This window comes from Erythrobacter sp. SG61-1L (assembly GCF_001305965.1).
Classification (GTDB): Bacteria; Pseudomonadota; Alphaproteobacteria; order Sphingomonadales; family Sphingomonadaceae; genus Andeanibacterium.
The window spans coordinates 2,153,146-2,177,907 of the sequence record NZ_JXQC01000003.1 but is presented as its reverse complement, the minus strand read 5'-3'; the positions used below and the strand labels follow the sequence as shown (position 1 = coordinate 2,177,907).

The following is a 24,762-nucleotide window of genomic DNA, read 5'->3' as shown; positions in this document are numbered from 1 at the left end:
AGACAGGGGCGGCAATCGCACCGGCAGGGCTTGCGCATTCGCACTCGGCGCGCTGTTATGCTGCTCTGCAACAGGAGTTTCCATGCCGCGCTTCCGCACTGCTTTGCTCGTCACCGCGCTTTCCGCCGCTTTCATTGCCGCACCGCTTTCTGCCAAGAGCCCGGAGGAAACCGCTGCCGCCGCACTTGCCGCCGCGCCGGTGTGGGATGGCCATAATGACGTGCCGGAGCAATTGCGCGGCCGCTATAGCAATGTGATCGCCAATTTCGACTTCAACGATACCAGCAAGGCCCCGCCGACCGACTGGAGCGGGGTGGGCATGCACACTGACCTTCCGCGCCTGCGCAAGGGCAAGGTCGGGGCGCAGTTCTGGTCAGTCTATGTCGATGCGGACCTGCCTCAGCCGCAGGCGGTGGTCACAACGCTGGAACAGATCGATGTCGTGAAGCGGCTGGTTGCGCGCTATCCGAACGATCTGATGCTGGCGACCAGCTCGGCCGATGTCGAAGCGGCGATGAAGCAGGGCAAGATCGCCTCGCTGATGGGCATGGAAGGCGGCAGTTCCATCGATGGCAGCCTAGGCGTGTTGCGGCAGATGTACGATCTTGGCGCGCGCTATCTCACCCTGACGCATTCCAGGACGCTCGAATGGGCGGACAGCGCCACGGATGCACCGCAGCATGGCGGGCTGACCGATTTTGGCAAGGACGTAGTGCGCGAAATGCAGCGCATCGGCATGCTGGTGGACCTCAGCCATGTGAGCGAGGATACGATGTTCGATGCGCTGGATGTGGCCAAGGCCCCGGTGATCTTCAGCCATTCCGGCGCGCGGGCGGTGAACGGCCATCCGCGCAATGTGCCCGATGCCGTGCTGGCCCGCCTGAAGGACAATGGCGGGATCGTGATGGTGGTGGGCCTGCCTGCCTATCTGGGCGAGAAGCGCCGCCAGTGGGGAGCCGACCGCGCGGGCGAGGAGGCACGGCTCAAGGGCCTGTGGCAGGGCCAGCCGGACAGGGTGAAGGAAGGGCTGGAAGCCTGGGGCAAGGCCCATCCCGAACCCAAGACCACCGTGGCCGACATGGCCGACCATATCGACCAGATTCGCAAGGTTGCGGGCATCGATGCCATTGGCCTTGGCGGAGATTATGACGGGATGGAAACCGGCCCCGTGGGCATGGAGGACGTGGCGGGTTATCCGGCGCTGTTTACCGAACTCGCCCGGCGCGGATATAGCCAGGCCGATCTGGAGAAGATCGCCAGCCGCAACATGATGCGGGTGCTCAAGGCAGCGGAAGCCTATGCTGCCGCGCACCGGGCCGATCCGCCGATCGAATATCCCGAAAAGGACTGACGAGCGGGTTTCAGTGCGGGTCGATGCGGGAGAGCATTCGGAAGAAGAAGGCCGTGGACCAGCCCAGCAGGATCACGCCCAGAATGCTCTCGAACGCGCCGACCAGCCGCCATTCCCTGACGATGTGCGTGTCGCTGTAGCCGACCGTGGAATAGGAAATGGTGGAGAAATACAGCGCTTCCTCAAACCCGTTCACTGCGTGCGTGAACATGTAGACCAACGCGTAGAGCCAGATTTCCAGCCCGTGCAGCGCCACCATGGATACCACGATGCTCAGCGTGAACATGCTGCCGCGCAGTGACAGGGGGTTGATGTCCCGCAGGCGCTCGGTCGCCGCTTCGGTCCGCAGGGCACGGCTCAGCCCGAACAGGCCCAGCCCGTGGATTGTGACGCAGACCACCACCATCAGCGTGGACACGGCGAATTCGTCGATCATGGTGGCTCCCATGATCGCGGCATAGCCGATTGTTCGGGCGCTGTCAGTCAGCCCTTCTTGTGGGGCAAGGCAGCCAGCGGCCCACGCCGGGAGGCGGCCGTCTTATCCGGCGGACAGCGCTGCGCTGACCCAGACGATGGTCATCGCGATTGCCGCCAATGCAAGGCTGAAGCCCAGCACATAGCGCACGATATGCGGGGTGGAGCCGGCGCGCGCTTCGTCCGTTTCCATCCGGATATGGCTGCCATTGCGTTGCATGGAACATCTCCTCTTCCGCGCCCCTCTGGTGGGGCATCACCCGATCAACGGGCGGGAAGAGGAAGGCGTTCCATCTGGCCGGGCGGGGCGGGCGCCCCGTGCGATCAGTCGCGCAGCAGGTCGTTGATCGCGGTCTTGGAGCGGGTCTGCGCGTCCACCGTCTTCACGATGACGGCGCAATAGAGGCTGGGGCCGGGCGTACCGTCGGGCAGGGGCTTGCCGGGCATGGAGCCGGGCACGACCACGCTGTAGGGCGGCACCTTGCCGTAATGGACTTCGCCCGTGGCGCGATCCACGATCTTGGTGGAAGCGCCGATATAGACGCCCATGGACAGCACGGCGCCTTCGCCGATGGTCACGCCTTCCACCACTTCGCTGCGGGCGCCGATGAAGCAATTATCCTCGATCACCACAGGCCCGGCCTGCAGCGGTTCCAGTACGCCGCCGATGCCGACGCCGCCGGAAAGGTGCACATTCTTGCCGATCTGGGCACAGCTGCCGACAGTGGCCCAGGTGTCCACCATGGTGCCTTCGCCCACATAGGCACCGATATTCACGAAGCTGGGCATCAGGATCACGCCCTTGCCGATGAAGCTGCCACGGCGGGCCACGGCGCCGGGAATCACGCGGAAGCCGCCTTCGCGGAAGCGGGCATCGTCCCAACCGGCGAACTTGCTGGGGACCTTGTCGAAAGCGGGGGCGCCGGCAGCGCCGCCATCCACCAATACATTGTCGTTCAGGCGGAAAGAGAGCAGCACGGCCTTCTTCAGCCACTGGTTGACCGTCCAGCCGCCATTGCCATCGGGTTCGGCCACGCGGGCCTTGCCGCCGTCGAGCAGTTCGAGCGCGGCTTCCACCACTTCGCGCACATCGGCGCTGGCGGGGGTGACGGTGTCACGGGCTTCCCAGGCGGCTTCGATCGCGGTTTCGAGCTGGGCGGACATGGGAGAACTCCTGTATCTGTTTTCAACCGTCATCCGCCGGGCAGGCGATGAACTGTTCAATGGACCGGGCGAGCGCCTAACCCCTCGCTTGCCTTGGGGCAAGGCGCATTGCAGACACAGGCTTGGGGTTTCGCTGAACAAACGCCCGCACCGCCCGCAATAAGGGGGCAGGGCAGCTCCAACAGGGAAGGGGATTTACCCCGTTTTAACCCTGGAGGGGGAATTTGGCGTGTTAATTCGGCATTGCCAGGACTGGGGGCAATCATGAGGGTAATTCATTCGCTTCGCGCTTCCGTAGGGAACGGCGCAATCCTGTTCTCCTTCGTGCTGCTGACGGCATGTGGCGGGGGCGGCGTGAACAGCACGCCGACGCCCAGCCCCACGCCCGCGCCGACGCCCACTCCGACGCCTGTTCCCACGCCGACGCCTACTCCGGTGCCGACCCCCACGCCGACACCCACACCTACGCCCACTCCGACGCCTACGCCGACTCCTACTCCGACGCCGATCAGCTACGTTCCGCCGCCCAAGCCGACTGACACCATCAATTACAACACGGCGGAATATCGCCGGTCTGACGGTCCCGCCTTCCACGGTGCGGCCACTGCCTGGGTCGCGGGCAAGACCGGCCAGGGCTCGATCATCGGGATCATCGACACGGGCATCTATCAGGGCAATTCGGAGTTTACCGGGCGCATCAGCGCGGACTCCACCGATATTTATGACTCGCGCAATCAGGTTGAGGGCGAGGGCGATCACGGCACACTGGTGGCGATGATCGCAGCGGCCGACAATAATGGCGGGAACGGAACGGTCGGCATTGCCTATGATGCCACGATCCTGTCCATCCGTGCGGATACGCCGGGAACCTGCGCGACCGGCGAATGCACTTTCGGCGAACTGAGTTCCGCGATCGACTATGCGATCGCGCACAATGCCACCGTCATCAACATGTCGCTGGGCGGCTCCGGCGCGTCCGGAGCTGAAGTGGCCGCGATCAAGCGCGCGGCCGATGCCGGGATCGTGGTCGTGGTTGCTGCGGGCAACGACGGCAGGACCGCGCCCGACGGTTTTGCCAGGGATCTGGTCGATGCCGGGGGCGGCAATGTCATCATCGTGGGATCGGTCAATTCCGCAGGCGTCATTTCCGATTTCAGCAACAAGGCGCGCGGCTATACCAATTTCTACCTTGCTGCTCTGGGAGAGGACGTGACCGTCTATCTCGACGGGCCGCAATGGGCCGGCGATCAATATTGCCCAAGCCCCACCCTTTGCGCCATCAGCGGCACCAGCTTTGCGGCCCCGCAAGTGGCGGGCGCGGTCGCATTGATCGCGCAGGCCTTCCCGAACCTGACCGCGACGGAGATTGTGGAACTACTGCTGACCACGGCGCAGGATGTCGGCACGCCGGGCGTGGACAACACCTATGGCCGGGGCATTCTGGATATTCACGAGGCGTTCCAGCCGCAGGGCACGACGACCCTTGCCAGCAAGGGCACCGCAGCGCTGCCGTTGACCGACACCACGGCCGTGGGTTCGCCCGCCATGGGCGATGCGCTCACCAGTGCCTCGCTCAATACGCTGATACTCGATAAATACCGGCGCGCTTTCAGTTACAATCTCGGCCTGTCGATGCGTTCGGCCACGCTGCCCACGCGGCTGTACGATGCGATCGGCATCCAGACGCGCTCGGTTTCCTCGACCAGCGACAAGGCCGCGATTGCCTATACGATCGACGCGTCCAACCCCAATGCGGTGCGCGGCATTCCCAGCCAGTTGATGCTGACCAAGCAGGAAGCGGAAACCTCGCGCGTGCTCGCGGCGCGGGTCGCGCTGAAGCTGGCGCCCGATACGCAGCTGGGCTTTGCCTATGCGGAACGGCCCGATGGGCTGGTGATGCAGATGCAGGGGCAGGATCGCCCGGCCTTCCTGATCGCGGGCGCCGCGGGCAGCGATGACGGCACGTTCCACCGCGCCGATATGTCGCTGGCGCTGCGCAAGCAGTTCGGCGGCTGGGGCCTGACGCTGGCCGGCGAATCCGGCGCGGTGATGAGCGGCAATTCGCTGTGGCTCACCGAAGATGTCACCGGCAGCCGCACCCGCGACGCGATGCACAGCTTCTCGATCACGGCCGACCGCCAATGGGGCGGACTGCAGGCGGCGCTCGGGCTGGAATGGATGCAGGAAAGCCGCACCGTGCTGGGCGGCCGCTTCCACGATGCCTTCGGCGGTGGCGGGGCGAACACCCTGTTCCTCGATGCCAGCGCAGGCTGGGAATTCGCACCCCGCTGGAAGCTCTTCGGTTCGGTGCGCAACGGCTGGACCTATGCCAACAGCAGCAGCGTGATCGAAAACGGATCGGTGATCCAGAGCCGCGCCTGGTCCATCGACATTCAGCGCCGCGGCGTGTTCAGCCAGTCCGACAGCCTGGGCCTGCGCGTGGCCCAGCCGATGCGGGTGGAAAGCGGCGGGCTGAAGCTCAGCCTTCCGGTTTCCTACGACTATGACACGGAAAGCGCGACCTTCGGCACCGTGCCCCTGTCGCTGGCGCCGGACGGGCGCGAGATTCTGGGCGAACTGGCCTGGCATGGCCCCCTGTGGGGCGGCGGCGCTTCCGCCAGCGTCTATTACCGGCGCGATCCGGGGCATTATGAATCCATGCCCGACGATCAGGGCGTGGCTTTGCGCTGGAGCAAGGGTTTCTAAGCGGGTTTCCACTTTCGTGATCCCCCGGGCACTGACCTCCGCCCATCCTGAGCTTGTCGAAGGACATGCGCTGAGGTTTGGACTTGGTCCCTGGACGGGTTCGGTTGGGCAAATGTTCCGCGTGTCGTTGGCCTTCGGCCAGCTTCGCTTCCGACAAGCTCAGGATGGGCGGGTGTGGTGTGATTGGGCGCTTCCCTTAATTCGTCATTCCCGCGAAGGCGGGAATCCAGTTCGACGGTTGCTGCTGGATCCCCGCCTTCGCGGGGATGACGACGGTTGGGGTTGTAGTTGGGGCGCAGGCACAAAGCCCCATCCGGCGGCAAACCCGGACCTTACCGCCAGTGTAGAGCAAACAAACCAATCGCGCGGCCGGCACGGCGTCAGGAATGGCGCGTGCAGGGGGCGGGCGGAAGGATAGCGAAGGGCCGGGGCATCCACCATGCACCTGGCTCAACCCGATCGGTGACCGGCCGGAAAAGGCGCCCGCGGGCTCGCAGCCGGGCATCCCCTTCTCGCGGGTGATGATCCCGCGCCACTGGCGGTTCTGCGTGCACGCCCCGGATGGCCTGCCCGCAAGAGGGGGCAGGATCGGGGGCGGCCGGTGAAATCCGCGCATCCGGTAACCGCATCTGGCGCAGGCGGCTTTGCCAAGGGGTAACGCCCCCGCAGACACACACCCGCACCGGCCGCGTTGTTCAAAGCGAACAAGGGAGGAAAGGCAGTCGACATGCCGCCCTCCGGATTGGAGGCTTGCAGCGTGCTATTGCTGCAAGGTGCGGGGCCTATAACCGAAATGGTTCATAATGTCAATTGAAAACACCGAATGCACCCATTGCACCTCACATGTCACCCCGGACTTGTTCCGGGGTCCAGCTGTTTGCGACGAAGAAGCTGGATCCCGGAACAAGTCCGGGATGACCAAGGGGGCTGAACCCGATCTTCGTCATCCCCGCGCAGGCGGGGATCCAGCAGCAACCGTTGAACTGGATCCCCGCCTGCGCGGGGATGACGAAACAGGAAGTGGGCAAGCAGGCCCGCGTGCCGTCGGCTCAGGATTCGCGCATCAATCCGCGTACGAAGTCGATCAGGCCGGTCTGGCGCATGCGCTTCAGGCGTTCGGCCTCCAGAATGCCGCGCACCTTTTCGAAGCAGGGTTCGACGTTTTCGTTGATCACGACATAATCGTAACCGTCCCAGTGGCTGATCTCGCTGCGGGCGCGGGACATGCGGCCCTGGATCACGTCTTCGGCGTCGGTCGCGCGCGAACGCAGGCGCTGTTCCAGTTCCTCGATGCTGGGCGGCAGCAGGAACACGCGGACCACGTCCACTTCCATGCGCTGATAAAGCTGCTGGGTGCCCTGCCAGTCGATGTCGAACAGGAAATCCTGCCCGGCGCGCAGGCCCGCCTTGATCTGCGCCTTGGGCGTTCCGTAGCAATTGCCGAAGACTTCCGCCCATTCGAGGAATTCTTCCTCTTCCACCATCCGGTCGAATGTGGGGCGATCCACGAAGATGTAGTCCTTCCCGTCCACTTCGCCGGGGCGCATCGGGCGGGTGGTGACGGAAACCGACATGGCGATGCCGGGAACCTGCTGCAGGATCTTGCGCGCAATGGTGGTCTTCCCCGCGCCCGAGGGCGAGGAGAGGATGAACATCAGGCCGCGCCGATGCAGGGAGTCTTGATTGGCCATGCGCGCTGTTGCCGCATGCAGGCGGGGTGAATCAAGCCCGGACGAAACCGGGCAGGGCAATCAACGGCCCTTTTCCTCTGCCTTTTCGGGGGCTGCCGCCATTTCGGTTGCGGCCTGCTCTTCCGCCTCGCGCACGCGCTTGCGCCGTTCATACAGGGCCTTGGCCACCAGCCCGCCGCCCACCACAATCGCGCCGGGGACGGATCGCGTGGCAAGGCGGGTAACCGCGGCAATCGCGATGGTGCTGACAATGCCGCGGCCGACCACGGCATCTTCAAGCTCGCTGGGCTTGTAGCCCGCGACATTCAGGCGCTTGTCCAGCGAATGACGGGCGATCCGGGCGCCCTGCCGCATGGCAAGGCCCGCGAGTTTCGCCCCTGTCGATTTGCCGCCGTTCAGATTCGCCATGGTGCTGCCTTTCGCCCCCGGCCCTGTTTACGGATTACTTCTTGCGGCCGAAATCTACGGTCACGACGTTGGAACCGTCTTCGCTGGTGGCGGCGGGCTTGCCTTCGCCATCGCGCGAATCGTTTTCGGCATCGTCATGCGGTTCGGGTTCGAGATCGGTAACGGCTGCCTGGAACTGCAGGCCGAAATCCACTGCCGGATCGACGAAGGCCGTGATCGCGGAAAAGGGGATGTCCAGCTTGGCAGGCACCTGATTGAAGCTCAGCCCCACGGTGAAGCCATCGTCGTCCACCTTGAGATCCCAGAACTTGTTCTGCAGCACGATCGTCATCTCGTCAGGGAAGCGTTCGCGCAGATGGGCCGGGATCGAGACGCCGGGCGCCCCGGTCTTGAAGGTGATGTAGAAGTGGTGCGCGCCGGGCAGGGTGCCGCCAGTGGCTTGCACTTCGCCAAGCACGCGGCCGACCACCGCGCGCAGCGCTTCCTGCACGATTTCGTCGTAGGGGATCAGGCTGTCGGGCGTATCGTCGCTCATGGGCGCACAAGTGGCGGGGGCAATCGGCCCGGTCAAGCCGTTTTGAAACCCTCGCGGGAGATTGATTCCCCTGCCCACAGGCTTATAGGCGGGCCATGCGCACAGCCCGGATCGAACGGAACACCAAGGAAACCGAAATCTTCGTCGAGGTAAATCTCGACGGGACGGGGGCTTATGACGTCTCTACGGGGATCGGCTTTCTCGATCACATGATCGAACAATTCAGCCGTCACTCGCTGATCGACGTCACGTTGAAGGTGAAGGGCGACTTGCATGTCGACCAGCACCACACCACCGAAGATTCGGCCCTCGCGCTCGGTCAGGCCATCGGCCAGGCCCTGGGCGACAAGGGCGGGATCGGCCGTTACGGCAGCGCCTATTCCCCGATGGACGAAACGCTGGTGCGCGTGGCGCTGGATATTTCCGGCCGCCCCTATTTCGTGTGGCATGCCGGGTTCACGCAGGAAAAGCTGGGCGAACTGGATACGGAACTGGTGGAACACTGGTTCCATTCCATTGCCCAGACGCTGGGCATCACCCTGCATATCGAACTGCTCTACGGCCAGAACAACCACCACATCTGCGAGGCGACCTACAAGGGTTTCGCCCGCGCGATGCGCACCGCAGTGGAGATCGATCCGCGCAAGGGCGGGGCGATTCCTTCCACGAAGGGGCAGCTTGGTGGCTGAGCCTCTCGCGCTGATCGATTACGGCGCCGGCAATCTCCACTCGGTGAAGAACGCGCTGGTCGCCGCCGGGGCGGAATCGGTGATGGTCACGGCGGACCCGGAACTGGTCCGCATGGCCAAGCGTATCGTGCTGCCCGGCGTCGGCTCGTTCCGCGCCTGCTTCGAAGGGCTGACCGCCATCGAAGGGCTGGTTGACGCGATCGAGGATCGCGTACTGGGCGATGGGGTACCGTTTCTGGGCATTTGCGTGGGCATGCAACTGCTGGCCAGCCGCGGGCTGGAATTCGGCGAATGCCCCGGCCTTGGCTGGATCAAGGGCGAAGTCCGCCCGATCGAGCGGACCGATCCGGCAATCAAGATCCCGCATATGGGCTGGAACGACGTGATCCGCAGTTCCCACCATGACGGGGCCGAACTGATCGAGCCGGGCGAGGCCTATTTCCTCCATTCCTATCATTTCGTGCCGGATGACGGCCAGCATGTCGCCGCGATGACCGATCATGGCGGCGGGCTGGTGGCCGCCGTGGCGCGCGACAATCTGCTGGGTGTGCAGTTCCACCCCGAAAAGAGCCAGGCCTATGGCCTTGGCCTGCTCAAGCGTTTTCTGGAGTGGCAGCCGTGATCGTATTTCCCGCCATCGACCTCAAGGGCGGACAGGTGGTGCGCCTTGCCGAAGGCGATATGAACCGCGCCACTATCTATGGCGACAATCCGGCGGCGCAGTCGCTGATCTTCGCCGAAGCGGGCGCGCAGCACCTGCATGTGGTGGATCTGGACGGCAGCTTTGCAGGCCGGGCGGAAAACCGCGAGGCCGTGGAAGCCATTGTCGAGGCGTTCCCCGGCTATGTCCAGCTGGGCGGCGGCATCCGCAACCGCGAGGCAGTTGAAGGCTGGTTCGATCTGGGCATTGCCCGTGTGGTGATGGGTTCCGCCGCGCTGAAAGACCCGGAATTCGTGAAGGACATGGCGCGCGAATTCCCCGGCGGGATCGTGGTGGCCGTGGACGCGCGCGACGGCATGGTCGCGACCGAAGGCTGGGCCGATGTGTCGGACGTGCCGGTGGTCGATCTGGCCCGCCGGTTCGAGGATGCGGGCGTTGCCAGCCTGCTGTTCACCGACATCGGCCGCGACGGCCTGCTCAAGGGCGTGAATATCGAAGCGACGGTGGACCTCGCCCGGCGCGTGGACATTCCCGTGATCGCCAGCGGCGGGGTGAAGGGGCTGGATGACATCCATATCCTCTCTCTCCATGCGCAGGACGGGATCGAAGGCGTGATTACGGGGCGTGCCCTCTATGAAGGGCGGCTTGATCTGGCTGCGGCGATCCAGATGGCGGGGCGCTGATGGCGATGTTGGCGCGTGTGCTTCGACAGGCTCAGCATGAGCGGACCTTGTGTCCGGCCTTCCTGCACCCGCTCAGCCTGAGCCTGTCGAAGGCCACGCGCAAAGGTAAGCGAGCATGACCGTCCGCATTCGCGTCATTCCCTGTCTCGACGTGGCCGATGGCCGTGTGGTGAAGGGTGTCAATTTCGTCGATCTGAAGGATGCAGGCGATCCGGTGGAGCAGGCCCGCGCCTATGATGCGGCGGGCGCGGACGAATTGTGCTTCCTCGATATTTCCGCCAGCCATGAAGGGCGCGGCACGCTGATCGACATCGTGCGCCGCACGGCGGAAGTCTGCTTCATGCCGCTGACCGTGGGCGGCGGGGTGCGCAGCGTGGAAGATGCGCGCGCGCTGCTGCTGGCCGGGGCCGACAAGGTGGCGGTCAATTCCGCCGCCGTATCCCGCCCCGAAGTGGTGAGCGAAATTGCAGAGCGCATGGGCAGCCAGTGCATCGTTGCCTCGGTCGATGCGCGCTGGAGCCATGACCATTGGGAAATCTTCACCCATGGCGGCCGCCGCGCGACCGGGATCGACGCGCTGGAACATGCGGTAAAGCTGGCGGAAATGGGCGCGGGCGAGCTGCTCGTCACTTCCATGGACGGGGATGGAACCCAGAAAGGGTACGACCTCAAGTTAACTAGAGCTATTGCCGATGCAGTCTCCGTGCCGGTAATTGCCAGTGGCGGCGTGGGTACGCTCGACCATCTGGTGGAAGGCGTGACCAAGGGCGGGGCAAGCGCGGTTCTGGCCGCCTCGATCTTCCATTTCGGCACCTATTCCATTGCCGATGCCCATGCGGCCCTGCGCGCCGCGGGCCTGCCTGCACGGGGCTGAACTCGGGCGGCAAGCTCAGGCGAGGCTACCAGCCAGCCTTCGTCATTATGAGCGCCGCGAAGCATTTCATGGACCTACGCGATACGCGCTGGATTGCTTCGCTGTGCTCGCAATGACCAGGGCATGTGTCGGCAGACCGGCTCGAAACTGTCGGGCGCGCTTACAGAATGCAGCGGGCGCCCTTCTCCATTAACCAAGAAATCGCGCCTTGCAGGCCGAATGCCGGGCGATGGCACGTGGCTTGCGTTAATATTTCCGATGAAACGACTTGCTGCCCGCCTGTTTTCGATGCTGCCCGCGCTCTGTGTTGCTGCGCCTGTGCTGGCCAGTGACGGGGCAGCCGTGCCGGAGGGCTCTGCGCTGACCCTGTTCGCGCTGGGCATTCTGGGCGTGATAATCGGGCGCAAGGGCGCAATGCGGCCCAAGGATCGCGAAAAGGGGCCCGAGGAGCGGTAAGTCCGCCTGCCACCTGCCCCAAACGCTTGACCGGGCCGCGCGCCCTGTCCATGTCGCGTGGCCATGGACACGCTCATTCGCCTCGAACAGACCATCGCCCAGCGCATGGGCGCCTCGCCCGATTCCAGCTATGTCGCCAAGCTCCACGCACGCGGCCTGCCCGTGATCGCGCGCAAGCTGGGCGAGGAAGCGGTGGAGACGGTGATCGCCGCCCTTTCCGGCAGCGAGGAAGAACTGGTGGGCGAAGCGGCCGACGTGCTGTTCCACCTGATGGTGCTGCTGGCCGAAAAGCAGGTGCCGCTTTCTGCCATCATGGCCGAGCTTGACCGGCGGGAAGGCACGTCCGGCCTCGTTGAAAAAGCCTCGCGGAGCGAATGATGCCCATCGACGCCACCCTGCCGTATGACGACCAGAACATTTTCGCGAAGATTCTGCGCGGGGAAATCCCCAACCGCACCGTCTTCGAAGATGAATGGGCACTCGCTTTCCACGACATCGCGCCGCAGGCGCCGGTTCACGTGCTGGTGATCCCCAAGGGCGCCTATGTCAGCTGGGACGATTTTTCCGCCCGCGCCGGGGCAGAGGAAATCGCCGGCTTCGTGCGTGCCGTGGGCCATGTCGCGCGCGAGCTGGATCTGGTGCAGCCGGGCTATCGCCTGCTGGCCAATCTGGGCGCCCATGGCGGACAGGAAGTGCCGCATCTGCATGTCCACCTGTTCGGTGGGCAGCCATTGGGGCCGATGCTCGTCCGCTGATCGCGGGCCATCAACGGTTCATCCCGCAATGTAAAAAAGCCGTTCTTGCCGAGCGAGTCGGCAAGAGGTTAAACCGGTGCGGGAGAGCATGGTAACTGAGATCGAACCCCACACTGGCCGTTTCGAAGGCCCGGACGGCAGGTGGCGCCACCTGTTTGCCGTGCGCGTGTATTATGAGGATACCGACCTGTCCGGCATCGTCTATCACGCCAATTACCTGCGCTGGTTCGAACGCGCCCGGTCCGACATGCTGCGCCTGCTGGGGATCGACCAGCGCGCCGCGCAGGAATCGGGCGAGGGCGTCTATGCCGTGGCGGGGCTGAATATCCGCTATGCAGCGCCGGCCCGGCTGGACGATGCAGTGCGGATCGAAAGCCACGCACTCGATCTCGGCGCGGCCAGCGTCACCCTGCGCCAGAAGGCCTTCCGCCACGATGTTCTGCTTGCCGAGGCGGATGTCCGCGTCGGTTTCGTTTCCCCCGAAGGCCGCCCGCGCCGCCAGCCGGCCGCCTGGCGCGATGCCTTTGCCCCCCTGCTTGCTCCAGAAGGAACCGCATGACCCAGCTTGCTTTCCTGGCCGCTTCCACCGCGCCCAGCCGCCTCGATCCGATCCAGCTTTTCCTCGATGCCGACATCGTGGTGCAGGTGGTGATGGGCGGCCTGCTGCTTGCCAGCATGTGGGTGTGGACCATCATCGTCTCGTTCAGCCTGCGCATGGGATCGCTCAAGCGCCGCTGCGAGGATTTCGAGGCGGAATTCCTCACGCTCGACAATCCGGAGGCATTGCTGGGCGAACGCCGCCGCCAGCAGGTGCCGTCCGCCGCCATCGCCGCTGCCGGTCTGGGCGAGTTCCGCAAGTCCACCGCGCGTCCGGGTTTTGACCGTGAAGGCGTGCGCCAGCGCGTGGCCACGGCCATGGAAGGCCAGGTGGCCGAGGAATCCGATAATCTGGCAGCCCGGCTGAACTTCCTTGCCACCACCGGTTCCGTGGGGCCGTTCGTCGGCCTGTTCGGCACTGTCTGGGGCATCATGAACAGCTTCTTCCAGATCGGGCAGCAGCAGAATTCCTCGCTCGCCGTGGTTGCTCCCGGCATTTCGGAAGCCCTGTTCGCCACGGCCATCGGCCTGTTCGCCGCCATTCCCGCCGTGATTGCCTATAACCGCTTCAGCAATCGGGTTGGCCTGTTCGAGGCGAGCCTGCAGCGCTTTGCCGACCGCTTCGGCGCGAAGCTGAGCCGCGATCTGGAGCGCATCTGATGTCGATGGGGGTTGCCTCCTCTTCATCCGGGCGGCGCAGGCGCGGCCGCGGCCGCCGCGCGCCCATGGCGGAAATCAACGTCACGCCGCTGGTGGACGTGATGCTTGTGCTGCTGATCATCTTCATGGTCACCGCCCCGCTGCTGACGGCGGGCGTGCCGCTGGATCTGCCTGACAGCAGGGCCGATGCCCTGTCGCAGGAGAAGGACCAGATCACCATTTCCATTGCCGATGACGGCACTGTCTATCTGGACGAAAGCCCGATCGAACGGGGCGGGCTGGAAGCAGCGCTGGCGAATATTCCGCGCGACGCGGAAGGCAAGCCGCCGCTGGTGACCCTGCGCGCCGACAAGGCGCTGGATTACGGCCGGGTGATGGAAGTGATGGGCGAACTGAGCCATGCAGGCTTCGGTTCGATTTCGCTGGTCACCAACAGTTCAGTCGAGGCGCCATAGCGTTTTGCCATGATCGCGCGTTCCCGCCCCCGTTTCCGCCTGCGCAGCGATGAACTGATCGGCCTGATCATTGCGGTCGCGGCGCATCTTGCGCTGATCGTCGCCCTGACGATCCATGCCTTGCGCGCGCCCGTGATCATTCCCCCGCCACCGCGCGTGACGGTAAACCTCACCGAGGATGTGGGGCTGGTGAACGAAGGGCCGCAAGTCGCTCAGGAAGCGCAGGCCTCCGTTGCATCGACCATTGCAGAGGAACTGGCTCCGCCGCCCGCCCCGGTGCCGGAACCCAGGCCCGAGCCGAAGCCCAGCCCCAAGCCGAAGCCGGAGGCGAAGCCTTCACCCAAGCCTTCGCCTAAGCCGAGCGCCCAGCCAAAGCCTTCGCCAAAGCCCTCTCCGAAGCCTTCACCCGCGGCACAGCAGCGCCCGGCCACTCCGGCCCCGGCCAAGCAGCCGCCCAAGCCGCCGCAGCCGCAGGCCGTCAAGACCGGCGGTGGCAGCCGTCTGGGCGACAATTTCCTGGCTGGTGCAGGCGCCGGCGAGGCGGAGGCGCTTATCCCCGCATCGCAGATCGGCGCGAGTGCCAAGGCATCGCTGGAGCAGGCGATTGACCGTCAGTTGCGACCTTACTGGAAGCCTCCTTCAGGAGCGGACGCAGAGCAGCTCAAGACCTATCTGACTTTTGAGCTTAACCCAGATGGAAGCCTCAAAGGTCGTCCGACATTCAGGCAGACAGGCATAAACGACACCAACCGTGCGCAGGCAGCACGTCATGCGGAGTTGGCAATTCGAGCTGTGCAATTGGCGGCCCCATTCAAGCTGCCAAGAGAATATTACAACGCTTGGAAGCGCATTAAGGACTGGGAGTTTAAGTGGACACCTCAGTAATGAAAAACGGGCTTGTCGCTCTTTTCTTCGCATTCAGTGTGCCGGTGATGGCGCAAGATACGTCATTGGCGCAGCCACAAGGCGCTCTTGAATCTAGCGACGTACGTGACGAGGACGGCGGCGGTCTCACCGGTTCGACCACCTATGAGGGCGCGTGGCAGGATCTTGGGATCGCCATCCCGTCCTTCGCCACCAACGCCAATGTGCCCACGGCGGCCAATACGGAAGGCACTGCCGCGCTGGGCCGGGAACTGGCGCGGGTGATCACGGCGGACCTGAAGAACAACGGCCTGTTCCGCCCGGTTGGCCCCGATGCCCTGCCGCGCCCGGAATATCCGGATATCACATCGCCGAAATGGTCCGTCTGGCAGTCGCGCAGCGCGGAAATGCTGGTGCATGGCTATGTCCGTGCGGGCGGCGACGGGCGGCTTACCGTGGGCTGCTATCTCTATGACATCACCCTGAAGGACGAACTAGTGCGTGAAGGCTGGGTGGTTCCGCCCAGTGACTGGCGCCGCGCCGCGCATAAATGCGCCGACCTCGTCTATTCGCGCCTGTCGGGCGAAAGCCCCTTCTTCGACAGCAAGATCGCCTATATCGCCGAAACCGGCCCCAAGGATCACCGCATCAAGCGGCTGGCTATCATGGATTCCGATGGCGCGAACCACCGCTTCATCACCAATGGGCAGGCAACTGCGCTTACCCCGCGTTATTCGCCGGATTACAAGCAGATCGTCTATCTCAGCTATCTGAACGGCAATCCCAGCATCTACATCTATGACATCGGCACGGGTAAGCAGCACCTTGTCACCCGCAGCACCAACCCCACTTTTGCCCCGCGCTGGTCGCCGGATGGCAAGTGGATTCTCTATTCCATGGCGGTGGGCGGCAATACCGACATCTATCGCATCCGCGCCGAAGGCGGGCAGAGCGAGCGGCTGACCGACAGCCCCGGCATCGATGTGGGCGGTTCCTATTCGCCCGACGGCAGCCGGATCGTGTTCGAGAGCGACCGTTCGGGCACCCAGCAGGTCTATGTGATGAATGCCGATGGCTCGAACCAGAAGCGCATCACTTTCTTCGGCGGTCGTGCGGCCACGCCGGAATGGAGCCCGCGCGGCGATCAGATCGCCTTCACGCATATCGTCGGCAATTTCCGCATCGCGGTGATGTCGCCCGATGGCCGCAACCTGCGCCACCTGACCGATAGCTGGCAGGACGAGGCTCCCACCTGGGCGCCCAATGGCCGCATCGTGCAGTTCTTCCGCAATGCGCGTAACTCCGGCGATGCGTCGCTCTGGCAGGTGGACCTGACCGGCCGCAACGAACGCCGCCTGCCGACGCCTGTTGGGGCTTCCGACCCGGCATGGGGTCCGGTATTGCCGTAAAAGTGATACATTAGGATTTTACCGGCTAACTCCCCCCGTTGGCCCTTTCGAAGGAGAGCGAATATGCAACGTCTCGTTTCCGTCGCAGCCCTCGCCGGCGCAATCGCGCTCGCCGGCTGCAGCAAGACCGCTGCACCCGAACAGCTTCCCCCGCAGCCCGCCACTGTTGAAACTGCCGCCCCGGCTCCTACCCCGGCCCCGACGCCGACTGGCCCGATCCCCGGCAGCAATGCGGATTTCATGGCGCAGATGCAGGGCCGCAACGTCGTCTATTTCGACACGGACAAGTTCGACATCGACGCAACCGACATGGCCGCCCTGCGCGCTCAGGCTGAATGGCTGAAGCGTTACCCGGCCAAGCGCGCCACGATCGAAGGCCATTGCGACGAACGCGGCACGCGCGATTACAACATCGCACTGGGCGAGCGCCGGGCCAATGCGGCCAAGAACTATCTTGTCAGCATCGGTGTCGACGCTTCGCGCCTGTCCGTCGTCAGCTATGGCAAGGAACGCCCGGTCGCGCTCGGCTCCAACGAAGCGGCATGGGCGCAGAACCGCCGCGCCGCCACGATCACGATCGACTAATCGGCGACAAATTGCAGCGCCGGAATTTCCGGCAGCTGCAGCAGATTGGCGGGCGCTTCGATTTCGATCGGAGCGCCCGCAATGCTTTCCCGCACGGCGATTGCACCAAGTGCCCCGGCATCCGCATCGAATGCGGAAGGGGTGGTGCAAAGCGCAAAAGCCGCCATCGCGAAGATGGAGAAGGCTGCGGAAAGGGCGAGTTGCTTGCTCACGGTGCTGGGGTAACTCCTCCGATCCCCGGTTAGTTCCCCGAATTCTTTTTGCAACGCAGCAATTGTCTCAAAGTGTCGCGCTTGATCCCTTTGCAGGGGCGGGGGCGAGCGCCTATGTCTGGCGGATGGTCAAGGATTTCTCTTTATGAGCCGCGCGAAACGAACGCTCGACTGGGGCTTTCCCCGCTGGCGCGGCTATGGCAGCTCGCGCGAGGCGACGACTGTGCGCCTGTGCGACCGGCACGGCTGCAACGAGCCAGGCAATTGCCCGGCGCCCAAATCGCCCAACAGCCCGGATCGCTGGTATTTCTGCCAGCAGCATGCCGCCGAATACAATTCCAAGTGGAATTATTTCGAAGGGCTGGACGAGGAAGAGGCACAGGCCCGCGCCAAGAGCGAGCAGCGCGCCAATTCGGGCTATGCCGAGGCATCGCACTATGGCTGGGCCGGCTCCGGCGACGGCAGCCGCAGCAGCGACGAGATGCGCGCGCTGGAAGTGCTGGGCCTTGAAGCGGATGCCGATTTCGAGGCCGTGAAGAAGGCATGGCGCGCAAGGGCCAAGGAAGTGCATCCCGATGTCCGCCCGGGCGACGAGGAGGCCGCGAAAGCCTTCCAGTCGTTCCAGGTGGCCTACGAAGTGCTGCGCCAGGCGGAAGAACGGCGGACCTGGAAGGGCTGAACGGCCTTTCCGGCCCGCGCGTCAGCCTGCCAGCGCGGCCACGCCCCACACTACCAGCACGATCATGGCGGCGCCCGCCACGTCGAGCGCAATGCCCGCGCCCACCATGCGGGGCAGGCGGATGCGGCCTGTCGCCCAGGCGATGGCATTGGGGCCTGTTCCCGCAGGCAGCATGAAGCCCCAACTGGCGGCCATGGCGGCGGGAACGGCCAGCAGCACCGGATCTGCGCCCAGCGCGACGATCAGGCTGGCCACCACGGGGATGATCCCGCTGGCCGTGGCGACATTGCTGGCAAATTCGGTGATGACGATCACCATGGCCACCACCGCCAATGCCACTACCAGCAGCGGCACGCTGGAAAGCGGCAGCAGGGACTGGCCCAGCCAGTCGGCAAGGCCGGATTCGGTCATTCCGGCGGCCAGCGCCAGCCCGCCGCCGAACATCATGATGACGCCCCAGGGCGCGCGATCCGCCTCGCTCCACACCAGCAGCGGGCGGCCGGTGCCGTCGGGGATGAGGAACAGGCTGAGGCCCGCGATCACGCCGATGGTCCCATCGGTCAGCGATCCCTTGGGCAGCAGGGTTTCCAGCCAAGGCTGGGCCATCCATGCGAGGAAGGCGAGGGCAATGACCGGCACGAGCCGCTTTTCCGGCTGCGACCATTCTGGCGGGCAGGCTATCGCGGCGCGGGCGGCGGCAATGTCGAACGGATGCTGCGCCGTTTTCTGCACGCGGGCGATGATGAAGGCAGCCAGCGGGATGCCCAGCAGCACGATGGGCATGCCGTAAAGGCTCCACGCGGCAAAGCTGATGTCCAGCCCGATGGATTTTTCCAGCAGGCCCACGGCAATCGCATTGGTGGGGCTGCCCACGATGGTGCCCAGCCCGCCGATGGAGGCGGCAAAGGCAATGCCCATGGGCAGGGCGCCCGAGAGCCCCTCGCGGTCGTCAGCTTCCGCGCCGCCGCCATCCAGCACGGCCAGCGCCATAGGCATCATGATGAGCGCGGTGGAGGTGTTGGAAATCACCATGGACAGAACGGCGGCGGAAATCATGAAGGCCAGCAGCAATTGCGTACTGCCGCCGCGTGAACTGACCCGCGCAAGGATGGCCAGCGCCAGCCGCCGGTGTAGCCGCGTGCGCTCGATCGCCAGCGCAAGGAATGCCCCGCCCAGAATCAGGAACAGGATCGGCGAATAATAGGCTGACGCGGTCTGGTTGGCGTTCATCACGCCGGCAAAGGGCAGGACGACGAAGGGCAGCAGCGCAGTGGCGGTAAGCGGCACCGCCTCCGTCATCCACCATGCCGCCATCCACACGGTAAGGCCGGCAACGGTCCACGCCTGCGCGGACATGCCGGCGGGGGCAGGCAGAATCAGGGTAAGCAGGAAACCGGCGATCCCGGCCAGAAGACCGATATGTTTCGCCGACAAGATACGGTTTTCCGCCAATTTCTGCCCCCTCCGCCTCTCCGTGCACCGACACTAGCTTCGGCACGGGCCATGGCAAGAAGTCTGGCGTTCGGGCAGGGCGGCGTTGCCTCGTTCGGCCCGCACTATCCCCGAAACGCAAAAAGGCGCGCCTTGCGGCACGCCCTTGCGTGTTTGCCGGAATGGCGGGCGCTTATTTCGGCGCCAGCACCATCAGCATCTGGCGGCCTTCAAGCCGGGGATAGGCTTCGATCTTGGCGATCTCCACCACATCTTCCTGCACCCGCTTGAGCAGGTTCATGCCCAGTTCCTGGTGGCTCATTTCACGGCCACGGAAGCGCAGGGTGATCTTCACCTTGTCGCCTTCCAGCAGGAACTTGTTCACGTTGCGCATCTTCACGTCATAATCATGCGTGTCGATGTTGGGGCGCATCTTGATTTCTTTGATTTCCTGCGTCTTCTGCGTCTTGCGCGCAGCATTCGCCTTCTTCTGCGCCTCGTAGCGGTACTTGCCCACATCGAGGAACTTGCAGACTGGCGGATCCGCATTGGGCGACACCTCGACCAGGTTCAGGCCGACATCGGCTGCCTGTTCGATTGCCTCGCTCGTATACATCACACCCAGATTCTCACCGTTCTCGTCAATGACGCGAACTTTGTCGGACTGGATGAAATTGTCGAAGCGCGGCCCGCTTTTCACGGGGGGCGTCAGCATTCGCCGGGGAGGACGTGCTATTGTGCGGTCTCCTGTAATCGTTTCGTCTAGGTTTTCGAAGCGCGCGTCTTAATGGGATTCTTCCGCCAGCGAAAGGGGGCTGGTGCGGAATTCGGAGCTATCCTGCGCGCCAGAGCGGGAATTGCAGCAAGCGCTCCTTCGTGGGCACCAGTGCATCCACTCTGCTCGCGGGCTGCATGGCCTCAAGGATCGCAGGATCGGCGGCGTCCATACCCCCCGTCAACGCGCCGAAAGCGGGCAGTATCATCCGTCCAGCCCCAGATGGGGACGATCCCACCACGGCGCAAGGGCGGCTGATCGAACGGCCGCGCGCGGTGAGTTTGAACTTGGGGTGGAAATGGCCGGAAAGTTCCGCCCGCACCTCTCCGGGCAGGGCCTGATGGCGCAAGATGATGCCGGACACTTCCAGTTCCTCCGCCAGAGTGCCGCCATCCTTGCCCTGAAGCTGCGAATCGTGATTCCCGGTGATCCACACCCAGTCCACCGCGCGGGTCAGTGCATCCAGCATGCCCGCCGCATGGGGTTCCAGCCGAAGGGCGCCGCCATCGTCATGGAAATTGTCCCCCAGGGTGAAGACCCGGCGGGCGCCGGTGGCGCGGATCGCCTGTGCGAGGCGACCGAGCGTTTCGCGGCTGTCATAGGGGGGCAGCATCTGGCCGTGGCTTGCATAGAAGCTGGCCTTTTCCAGATGCAGATCGGCCACCAGCAGAGCCTGTTCGCGCGGCCAGTAAAGCGCGCGCCCATCGACCAGCACGAATTCCTCGCCAGAGAATGCACTGGGCTGGAACGAAAGAGGAACCATGGCAGTGCCTTGCCGTGGGGCGGCGGGTTTGGCAAGGGGGCGTTTGCCTGCAAGTGAACCGCCGGCCCTGAGCTTGTCGAAGGGTGGTCTTTCTTTGGCCGGAGAGAAAAGCGGTCCTTCGACAGGCTCAGGACGAACGGATTTTGTTATGACCGACTGGACCCCTCAGACCGCCCAATCCCGCGAATGGTTCGAAAGCCTGCGCGACCGCATTTGCGCCGCCTTCGAGGCGATCGAGCGCGAGGCGGGCAGCGATGCCAGTTTCGAATATACGCCGTGGGACCGCGAGACCTCTGACGGCACCGAAGGCGGCGGCGGCGTGCGCGGTCAGATGAAGGGCAAGGTGTTCGAGAAGGTGGGCGTCAACGTCTCCACCGTCTCCGGCAATTTCGCCCCCGGCTTCGCCCAGACGATCAATGGCGCGAGCGAGGACGATCCCGGCTTCACCGCCACGGGCATCAGCCTTGTGGCCCATATGGCCAATCCGCATGTCCCGGCCGTGCACATGAACACCCGCTTCCTCACCACCAGCAAGGCGTGGTTCGGCGGAGGGGCGGACCTCAACCCGCCGATCCCCTACGAGGAAGATACCGAAGCCTTCCACGCCGCCTTCCGCGCGGCCTGCGCGGGCCATAACCCGACCTATTACGAGAAGTTCAAGAAGTGGGCGGATGACTATTTCTTCATTCCCCATCGCAATGTGGCGCGCGGCGTGGGCGGGATTTTCTACGATCACCTCGAATGCGCGGATCTGGCCGAATGGGAACGCAATTTCGCCTTCACCCGCGACGTGGGCGAGGCGTTCCTCGATGTGTTCCCCAGAATCGTGCGCAAGCGCATGGGCATGGAATTCAGCGAGGCGGAAAAGCAGGCCCAGCTCGAATGGCGGGGCCGCTATGTGGAATTCAACCTGGTCTATGACCGGGGCACATTGTTCGGCCTGCGGACCGGCGGCAATATCGACGCCATTCTGATGAGCCTTCCCCCCGAAGTGAAGTGGAGCTGACCTGCATGCACCGTATCGACCTGGCCCAGGCCAATGCCATGATCGAAGCCGCTCTTACCAAGGGCACCGAACTGGCGCTCAAGCCGCTGACCGTGGTGGTGCTGGATGCGGGCGGGCACATGATCGCCTGCCAGCGTCAGGACGGGGCATCGAACATGCGGGTGAAGCTGGCAACCGGCAAGGCGGCAGGCGCGCTGGCGTTGGGCGTATCGAGCCGCACCATCGGCGATATGGCGCTGGAACGCCCGCACTTCATCGCCTCGGTCGATACGATGGGCGAAGGCGGCATGGTCCCGGCAGCGGGCGGCGTGATCGCCTGCGATGCGGACGGCGTGGTCGTGGGCGCCATCGGCATTACCGGCGATACGTCCGACAATGACGAGGCCTGCGCGCTGGCGGGCCTTGCGGCGGTAGGGCTGAAGGCGAAGAACTGAGCGAATTGCGGAGCTGGCGGCCTTAATGGGTGGAGACGTTAAAGTCTCTGCCCAATGGTCTTCTGCGCATTGCGCAGCCCCTGCTGCCACAGTTCCCGATCAATCTGCCCGGACAACCCGTCTGACGCGGCGTCGTATGTGGTCGGCGGGCAGCATGGCGCGGGGATCGCGAACCTCGATGTCTCCCGGCAGGTCGAGCGGCTCGAAGCCGGCGAGGCGATGGTACGTGGCCATCGCCGCGACCGAGGGCAATATCCACGGCAGCACGAGGATTATGCCGAAGGGGCCCATCAGAGCTAGCAGAGCGAGTGCGAAACCGAGCGGGACAAAGATTCCGGCAAGGGCATAGGACTTGAGGCTGTCCTTTCCGCGCTTCTGCAGAAAGGCATGTGAACGGCGGATAAAGACATAGAACGGCGCCGCAGTGCCGCAGATGCCGAACAGCGCGGCGAGGATCGGGCTCTGCGTGAACAGAGGGGGAAGGGCGCCTGCCGGGAGCACGCCGTCTGTCAGGCTTATCAGCGTGATGAACACGTATAGCGCGGAACCGGTAAAGGCGGCGATGAGGGCGGCAGTCGCGGAAGTGCGTATCTGCAAGGGGCCGTCATAATATTCGGCCGAACCGATGTCATAAACTGCGCCTGAATCAGTGGCTCCGTTCACTTTCTGAAACAGGGCGTGGGGGTCATCTCCTTCTGCGGCATATCCCAGGCTCTTATGCATCAGGAAAGCCGTTGCTGCCCCGATGAGGATCGGCACGAGCAAAAGGGCAAACAATGTCCCCTCGCGGAACGCCAGGACGTAAGCCGCCGGTGCGAGCGCCACGGCATGGGCCACGCTGGCGGCTGTCGCGCCAAGCCCCATATATACGCCGCGTGTCCACCAGCCGACCTTACGAGCAAGCCGGTCACCCGCGAACATCACTGTGAAATTCAGCCCGGCGAACAGCAGGAAGTACAGGATCGCCTTGTCAGGCGTAGTGGGCGCCGGCTTCATATCTGACCACATATGCAACTGGAACTGCGCCAGGACGAGAATGCCCACGATCTGGCTCTGAACGAGCATGGGCTTCCATGCGAAGCGGAGCTGAGGTGCCGGTTTATCCATGCCCCTGAACCTAAGTTCCAAACCTTTAGGCCAGGCTAAACTCCACCGTCTGAGAGCACGTGATGGTACTTACGCGTTGGTCCGTTTTCAGACGGATCAGGACGACGGCCTTGCGATGGATGCTGGCCATTTCGCTCAGCCTGCGCGGAACCGGGTGAGCCGTTCCAGCGCCTCGTCCAATGTCGCGTCCTGTTTGGCGAAGCAGAAGCGCAGGAAGCCTTTTTCCTTGGTGTCGTGGTAGAAGGCGGAGACGGGGATGGTCACCACGCCTGCCTCGCGGATCAGGCGTTCGGCCATCTGCTCGTCATCGGCGGGCAGGCCCGATGCGGCGAGGTCTATGGTGACGAACCATGTGCCGCTGGAAGGCAGCACCGCATAGCCCGCCGCCTCCAGCCCTTCCACCAGACGGCGGCGGCTGGCGCCATATTGGGCGCGATGGGCTTCGTGCCATTGGTGGGGCAGGGCCAGCCCTTCGGCCACGGCCCATTGCAGCGGCGTGGCGGTGGTGAAGGTGAGGAACTGGTGCTGCGCGGCAATGGCATTGGCCAGCGCCGGCGCGGCCACGGCCCAGCCGATCTTCCAGCCGGTGAGGGAGAAGATCTTGCCTGCCGATCCGATCTTGATCGCCCGGTTACGCAGCGCCGGGATGGCGAGGGGGGAGACATGCGGCGTACGGTCGAAGATCATGCCTTCCCACACTTCGTCGCACAGCAGCGCCAGATCGTGCGTTTCGCAGATCGTGCCGAGCCGCTCCAGCTCCGCGCGCGGCGTGATCGTGCCGGTGGGGTTGTTGGGCGTGTTAAGGATGATCAGCTTCGTGCGATCCGTGATGGCCTCTTCCAGTTCCTCCATCGGGATCGTCCAGTGCGGCGGCACCAGATTGAGCAGCCTTGCCGTGCCGCCCGCCCGCTCGATCAGCGGCAGATAGGCGTCATAACAGGGCTGCAGCAGGATCGCCTCGTCCCCCGGCTGGATCAGGGCGAGGATGCTGGCGGCCAGCGCCTCGGTCGCGCCGGAAGTGACCACCACTTCCTCTTCCGCGACTTCCAGCCCCTGTTCGCGCAAATAATAATCGCAAACCGCGCGGCGCAGTTCGGCCAGCCCGCGCATGGGCGGGTACTGGTTCGATTTCTCCACCAGCGCGCGCCGGGCGGCTTCCAGCAGTTCGGGCGCATGTTCCTTGTCCGGGAAGCCCTGGCCGAGATTGATCGCGCCGGTTTCCCGCGCGAGGGCCGACATGCGTTCGAAGATGGTGGTGGAAGCCGCGTTGCTCATCGCCTGCCTTGTGGAGCGCGTTGCGGCAGCCCGCAAGCGGCCAGAGCGGAGCGGATTTGACGA

General features: G+C 64.4%; 30 protein-coding genes. 18 read left to right on the top strand and 12 right to left on the bottom strand.

The features are described from left to right. The first annotated feature begins 82 nt into the window (after positions 1 to 82). Complete coding sequence (locus SZ64_RS10720) at positions 83 to 1,351, top strand: dipeptidase (RefSeq protein ID WP_054530817.1); 1,269 nt, start codon at positions 83 to 85, stop codon at positions 1,349 to 1,351. A 10-nt stretch (positions 1,352 to 1,361) separates the two neighbouring features. On the opposite strand, the gene SZ64_RS10715 is transcribed toward SZ64_RS10720, so the two are convergent. The 3 genes from SZ64_RS10715 to dapD all read right to left on the bottom strand — a co-directional run bounded on the left by SZ64_RS10715 (position 1,362) and on the right by dapD (position 2,989). Continuing rightward, a complete protein-coding gene (locus SZ64_RS10715) occupies positions 1,362 to 1,799 on the bottom strand; it encodes an ion channel (RefSeq protein WP_054530816.1) in 438 nt (145 codons plus the stop codon). A gap of 90 nt (positions 1,800 to 1,889) precedes the next feature. After that, positions 1,890 to 2,045: a hypothetical protein gene (locus tag SZ64_RS18820; RefSeq protein ID WP_193391521.1), complete on the bottom strand. Its 156-nt coding sequence runs from the start codon at positions 2,043 to 2,045 to the stop codon at positions 1,890 to 1,892. 104 nt (positions 2,046 to 2,149) lie between these two features. Continuing rightward, positions 2,150 to 2,989, bottom strand: coding sequence for a 2,3,4,5-tetrahydropyridine-2,6-dicarboxylate N-succinyltransferase (gene dapD / locus SZ64_RS10710; protein WP_054530815.1), 840 nt, complete (start codon positions 2,987 to 2,989; stop codon positions 2,150 to 2,152). A gap of 264 nt (positions 2,990 to 3,253) precedes the next feature. Here dapD and SZ64_RS10705 point away from each other — a divergent pair, with 264 nt between their 5' ends. After that, positions 3,254 to 5,695 (top strand): S8 family peptidase, encoded by a 2,442-nt coding sequence (locus SZ64_RS10705; protein ID WP_054530814.1) that lies wholly within the window; start codon positions 3,254 to 3,256, stop codon positions 5,693 to 5,695. Positions 5,696 to 6,744: 1,049 nt separating this feature from the next. Here the strand turns inward: SZ64_RS10705 and gmk are convergent. The 3 genes from gmk to SZ64_RS10690 are packed head-to-tail and all read right to left on the bottom strand — an operon-like array spanning position 6,745 to position 8,329. Next, positions 6,745 to 7,386 carry a guanylate kinase gene (gene gmk / locus SZ64_RS10700; protein ID WP_054530813.1) on the bottom strand — a complete coding sequence of 214 codons (642 nt, stop codon included), beginning with the start codon at positions 7,384 to 7,386 and terminating at the stop codon, positions 6,745 to 6,747. A 60-nt stretch (positions 7,387 to 7,446) separates the two neighbouring features. Then, entirely contained in the window at positions 7,447 to 7,794 is a 348-nt protein-coding gene (locus SZ64_RS10695; protein WP_054530812.1) for a hypothetical protein, read from the bottom strand. Between the two features lie 34 nt (positions 7,795 to 7,828). Further along, a complete protein-coding gene (locus SZ64_RS10690; protein ID WP_054530811.1) occupies positions 7,829 to 8,329 on the bottom strand; it encodes a ClpXP protease specificity-enhancing factor SspB in 501 nt (166 codons plus the stop codon). A gap of 95 nt (positions 8,330 to 8,424) precedes the next feature. Between SZ64_RS10690 and hisB the strand changes: the two genes are divergently transcribed. From hisB to pal, 13 genes are all read left to right on the top strand, one after another. Continuing rightward, on the top strand, positions 8,425 to 9,018 hold the full coding sequence (gene hisB / locus SZ64_RS10685; protein WP_054530810.1) for an imidazoleglycerol-phosphate dehydratase HisB: 594 nt from the start codon (positions 8,425 to 8,427) through the stop codon (positions 9,016 to 9,018). Continuing rightward, on the top strand, positions 9,011 to 9,640 hold the full coding sequence (gene hisH / locus SZ64_RS10680) for an imidazole glycerol phosphate synthase subunit HisH (RefSeq protein WP_054532199.1): 630 nt from the start codon (positions 9,011 to 9,013) through the stop codon (positions 9,638 to 9,640). Before hisB ends, hisH begins: the two co-directional genes overlap by 8 nt. After that, positions 9,637 to 10,362, top strand: coding sequence for a 1-(5-phosphoribosyl)-5-[(5-phosphoribosylamino)methylideneamino]imidazole-4-carboxamide isomerase (gene hisA, locus SZ64_RS10675; RefSeq protein WP_054532198.1), 726 nt, complete (start codon positions 9,637 to 9,639; stop codon positions 10,360 to 10,362). The genes hisH and hisA overlap by 4 nt, the downstream gene beginning before the upstream one ends. Before the next feature lie 115 nt (positions 10,363 to 10,477). Continuing rightward, on the top strand, positions 10,478 to 11,236 hold the full coding sequence (hisF, locus tag SZ64_RS10670) for an imidazole glycerol phosphate synthase subunit HisF (protein WP_054530809.1): 759 nt from the start codon (positions 10,478 to 10,480) through the stop codon (positions 11,234 to 11,236). A 258-nt stretch (positions 11,237 to 11,494) separates the two neighbouring features. Then, positions 11,495 to 11,692, top strand: coding sequence for a hypothetical protein (locus SZ64_RS10665; RefSeq protein WP_054530808.1), 198 nt, complete (start codon positions 11,495 to 11,497; stop codon positions 11,690 to 11,692). Between the two features lie 63 nt (positions 11,693 to 11,755). Then, complete coding sequence (locus SZ64_RS10660) at positions 11,756 to 12,070, top strand: phosphoribosyl-ATP diphosphatase (RefSeq protein ID WP_054530807.1); 315 nt, start codon at positions 11,756 to 11,758, stop codon at positions 12,068 to 12,070. After that, on the top strand, positions 12,070 to 12,447 hold the full coding sequence (locus tag SZ64_RS10655) for a histidine triad nucleotide-binding protein (RefSeq protein WP_054532197.1): 378 nt from the start codon (positions 12,070 to 12,072) through the stop codon (positions 12,445 to 12,447). Before SZ64_RS10660 ends, SZ64_RS10655 begins: the two co-directional genes overlap by 1 nt. 88 nt (positions 12,448 to 12,535) lie before the next feature. Next, positions 12,536 to 13,006: a YbgC/FadM family acyl-CoA thioesterase gene (locus SZ64_RS10650; RefSeq protein WP_054530806.1), complete on the top strand. Its 471-nt coding sequence runs from the start codon at positions 12,536 to 12,538 to the stop codon at positions 13,004 to 13,006. Continuing rightward, positions 13,003 to 13,704, top strand: coding sequence for a protein TolQ (gene tolQ / locus SZ64_RS10645; RefSeq protein WP_054530805.1), 702 nt, complete (start codon positions 13,003 to 13,005; stop codon positions 13,702 to 13,704). The genes SZ64_RS10650 and tolQ overlap by 4 nt, the downstream gene beginning before the upstream one ends. Beyond that, positions 13,704 to 14,159 (top strand): biopolymer transporter ExbD, encoded by a 456-nt coding sequence (locus SZ64_RS10640; RefSeq protein WP_054530804.1) that lies wholly within the window; start codon positions 13,704 to 13,706, stop codon positions 14,157 to 14,159. Before tolQ ends, SZ64_RS10640 begins: the two co-directional genes overlap by 1 nt. A 9-nt stretch (positions 14,160 to 14,168) precedes the next feature. Beyond that, the gene (locus tag SZ64_RS18615; RefSeq protein WP_054530803.1) at positions 14,169 to 15,044 is read left to right on the top strand and encodes a hypothetical protein; all 876 of its coding nucleotides are present in this window, start codon (positions 14,169 to 14,171) and stop codon (positions 15,042 to 15,044) included. Further along, positions 15,044 to 16,432 (top strand): Tol-Pal system beta propeller repeat protein TolB, encoded by a 1,389-nt coding sequence (gene tolB / locus SZ64_RS10630; protein ID WP_054530802.1) that lies wholly within the window; start codon positions 15,044 to 15,046, stop codon positions 16,430 to 16,432. The genes SZ64_RS18615 and tolB overlap by 1 nt, the downstream gene beginning before the upstream one ends. A gap of 63 nt (positions 16,433 to 16,495) precedes the next feature. Next, on the top strand, positions 16,496 to 17,017 hold the full coding sequence (pal, locus tag SZ64_RS10625; protein ID WP_054530801.1) for a peptidoglycan-associated lipoprotein Pal: 522 nt from the start codon (positions 16,496 to 16,498) through the stop codon (positions 17,015 to 17,017). On the opposite strand, the gene SZ64_RS10620 is transcribed toward pal, so the two are convergent. Then, positions 17,014 to 17,229: a hypothetical protein gene (locus SZ64_RS10620; RefSeq protein ID WP_054530800.1), complete on the bottom strand. Its 216-nt coding sequence runs from the start codon at positions 17,227 to 17,229 to the stop codon at positions 17,014 to 17,016. The two genes, pal and SZ64_RS10620, sit on opposite strands and share 4 nt — an antisense overlap. A 145-nt stretch (positions 17,230 to 17,374) precedes the next feature. Between SZ64_RS10620 and SZ64_RS10615 the strand changes: the two genes are divergently transcribed. Further along, the gene (locus tag SZ64_RS10615; protein ID WP_054530799.1) at positions 17,375 to 17,908 is read left to right on the top strand and encodes a J domain-containing protein; all 534 of its coding nucleotides are present in this window, start codon (positions 17,375 to 17,377) and stop codon (positions 17,906 to 17,908) included. A 21-nt stretch (positions 17,909 to 17,929) separates the two neighbouring features. On the opposite strand, the gene SZ64_RS10610 is transcribed toward SZ64_RS10615, so the two are convergent. From SZ64_RS10610 to pdeM, 3 genes are all read right to left on the bottom strand, one after another. Then, positions 17,930 to 19,342, bottom strand: coding sequence for a DASS family sodium-coupled anion symporter (locus tag SZ64_RS10610; RefSeq protein ID WP_241773024.1), 1,413 nt, complete (start codon positions 19,340 to 19,342; stop codon positions 17,930 to 17,932). 190 nt (positions 19,343 to 19,532) lie between these two features. After that, positions 19,533 to 20,054, bottom strand: coding sequence for a translation initiation factor IF-3 (gene infC / locus SZ64_RS10605; RefSeq protein ID WP_054530797.1), 522 nt, complete (start codon positions 20,052 to 20,054; stop codon positions 19,533 to 19,535). Positions 20,055 to 20,172: 118 nt separating this feature from the next. Continuing rightward, entirely contained in the window at positions 20,173 to 20,877 is a 705-nt protein-coding gene (pdeM, locus tag SZ64_RS10600) for a ligase-associated DNA damage response endonuclease PdeM (RefSeq protein ID WP_054530796.1), read from the bottom strand. Between the two features lie 148 nt (positions 20,878 to 21,025). On the opposite strand from pdeM, the gene hemF reads away from it, so the two are divergent. After that, complete coding sequence (gene hemF / locus SZ64_RS10595) at positions 21,026 to 21,883, top strand: oxygen-dependent coproporphyrinogen oxidase (RefSeq protein ID WP_054530795.1); 858 nt, start codon at positions 21,026 to 21,028, stop codon at positions 21,881 to 21,883. Positions 21,884 to 21,888: 5 nt separating this feature from the next. Further along, positions 21,889 to 22,317 carry a heme-binding protein gene (locus SZ64_RS10590; RefSeq protein WP_054532196.1) on the top strand — a complete coding sequence of 143 codons (429 nt, stop codon included), beginning with the start codon at positions 21,889 to 21,891 and terminating at the stop codon, positions 22,315 to 22,317. A gap of 99 nt (positions 22,318 to 22,416) precedes the next feature. Here the strand turns inward: SZ64_RS10590 and SZ64_RS10585 are convergent, their stop codons facing one another. Beyond that, positions 22,417 to 23,424, bottom strand: a complete 1,008-nt coding sequence (locus SZ64_RS10585; RefSeq protein ID WP_156313617.1) for a hypothetical protein — start codon at positions 23,422 to 23,424, stop codon at positions 22,417 to 22,419. 135 nt (positions 23,425 to 23,559) lie between these two features. Further along, on the bottom strand, positions 23,560 to 24,699 hold the full coding sequence (locus SZ64_RS10580; RefSeq protein ID WP_054530793.1) for an aminotransferase: 1,140 nt from the start codon (positions 24,697 to 24,699) through the stop codon (positions 23,560 to 23,562). Between the last annotated feature and the right edge of the window lie 63 nt (positions 24,700 to 24,762).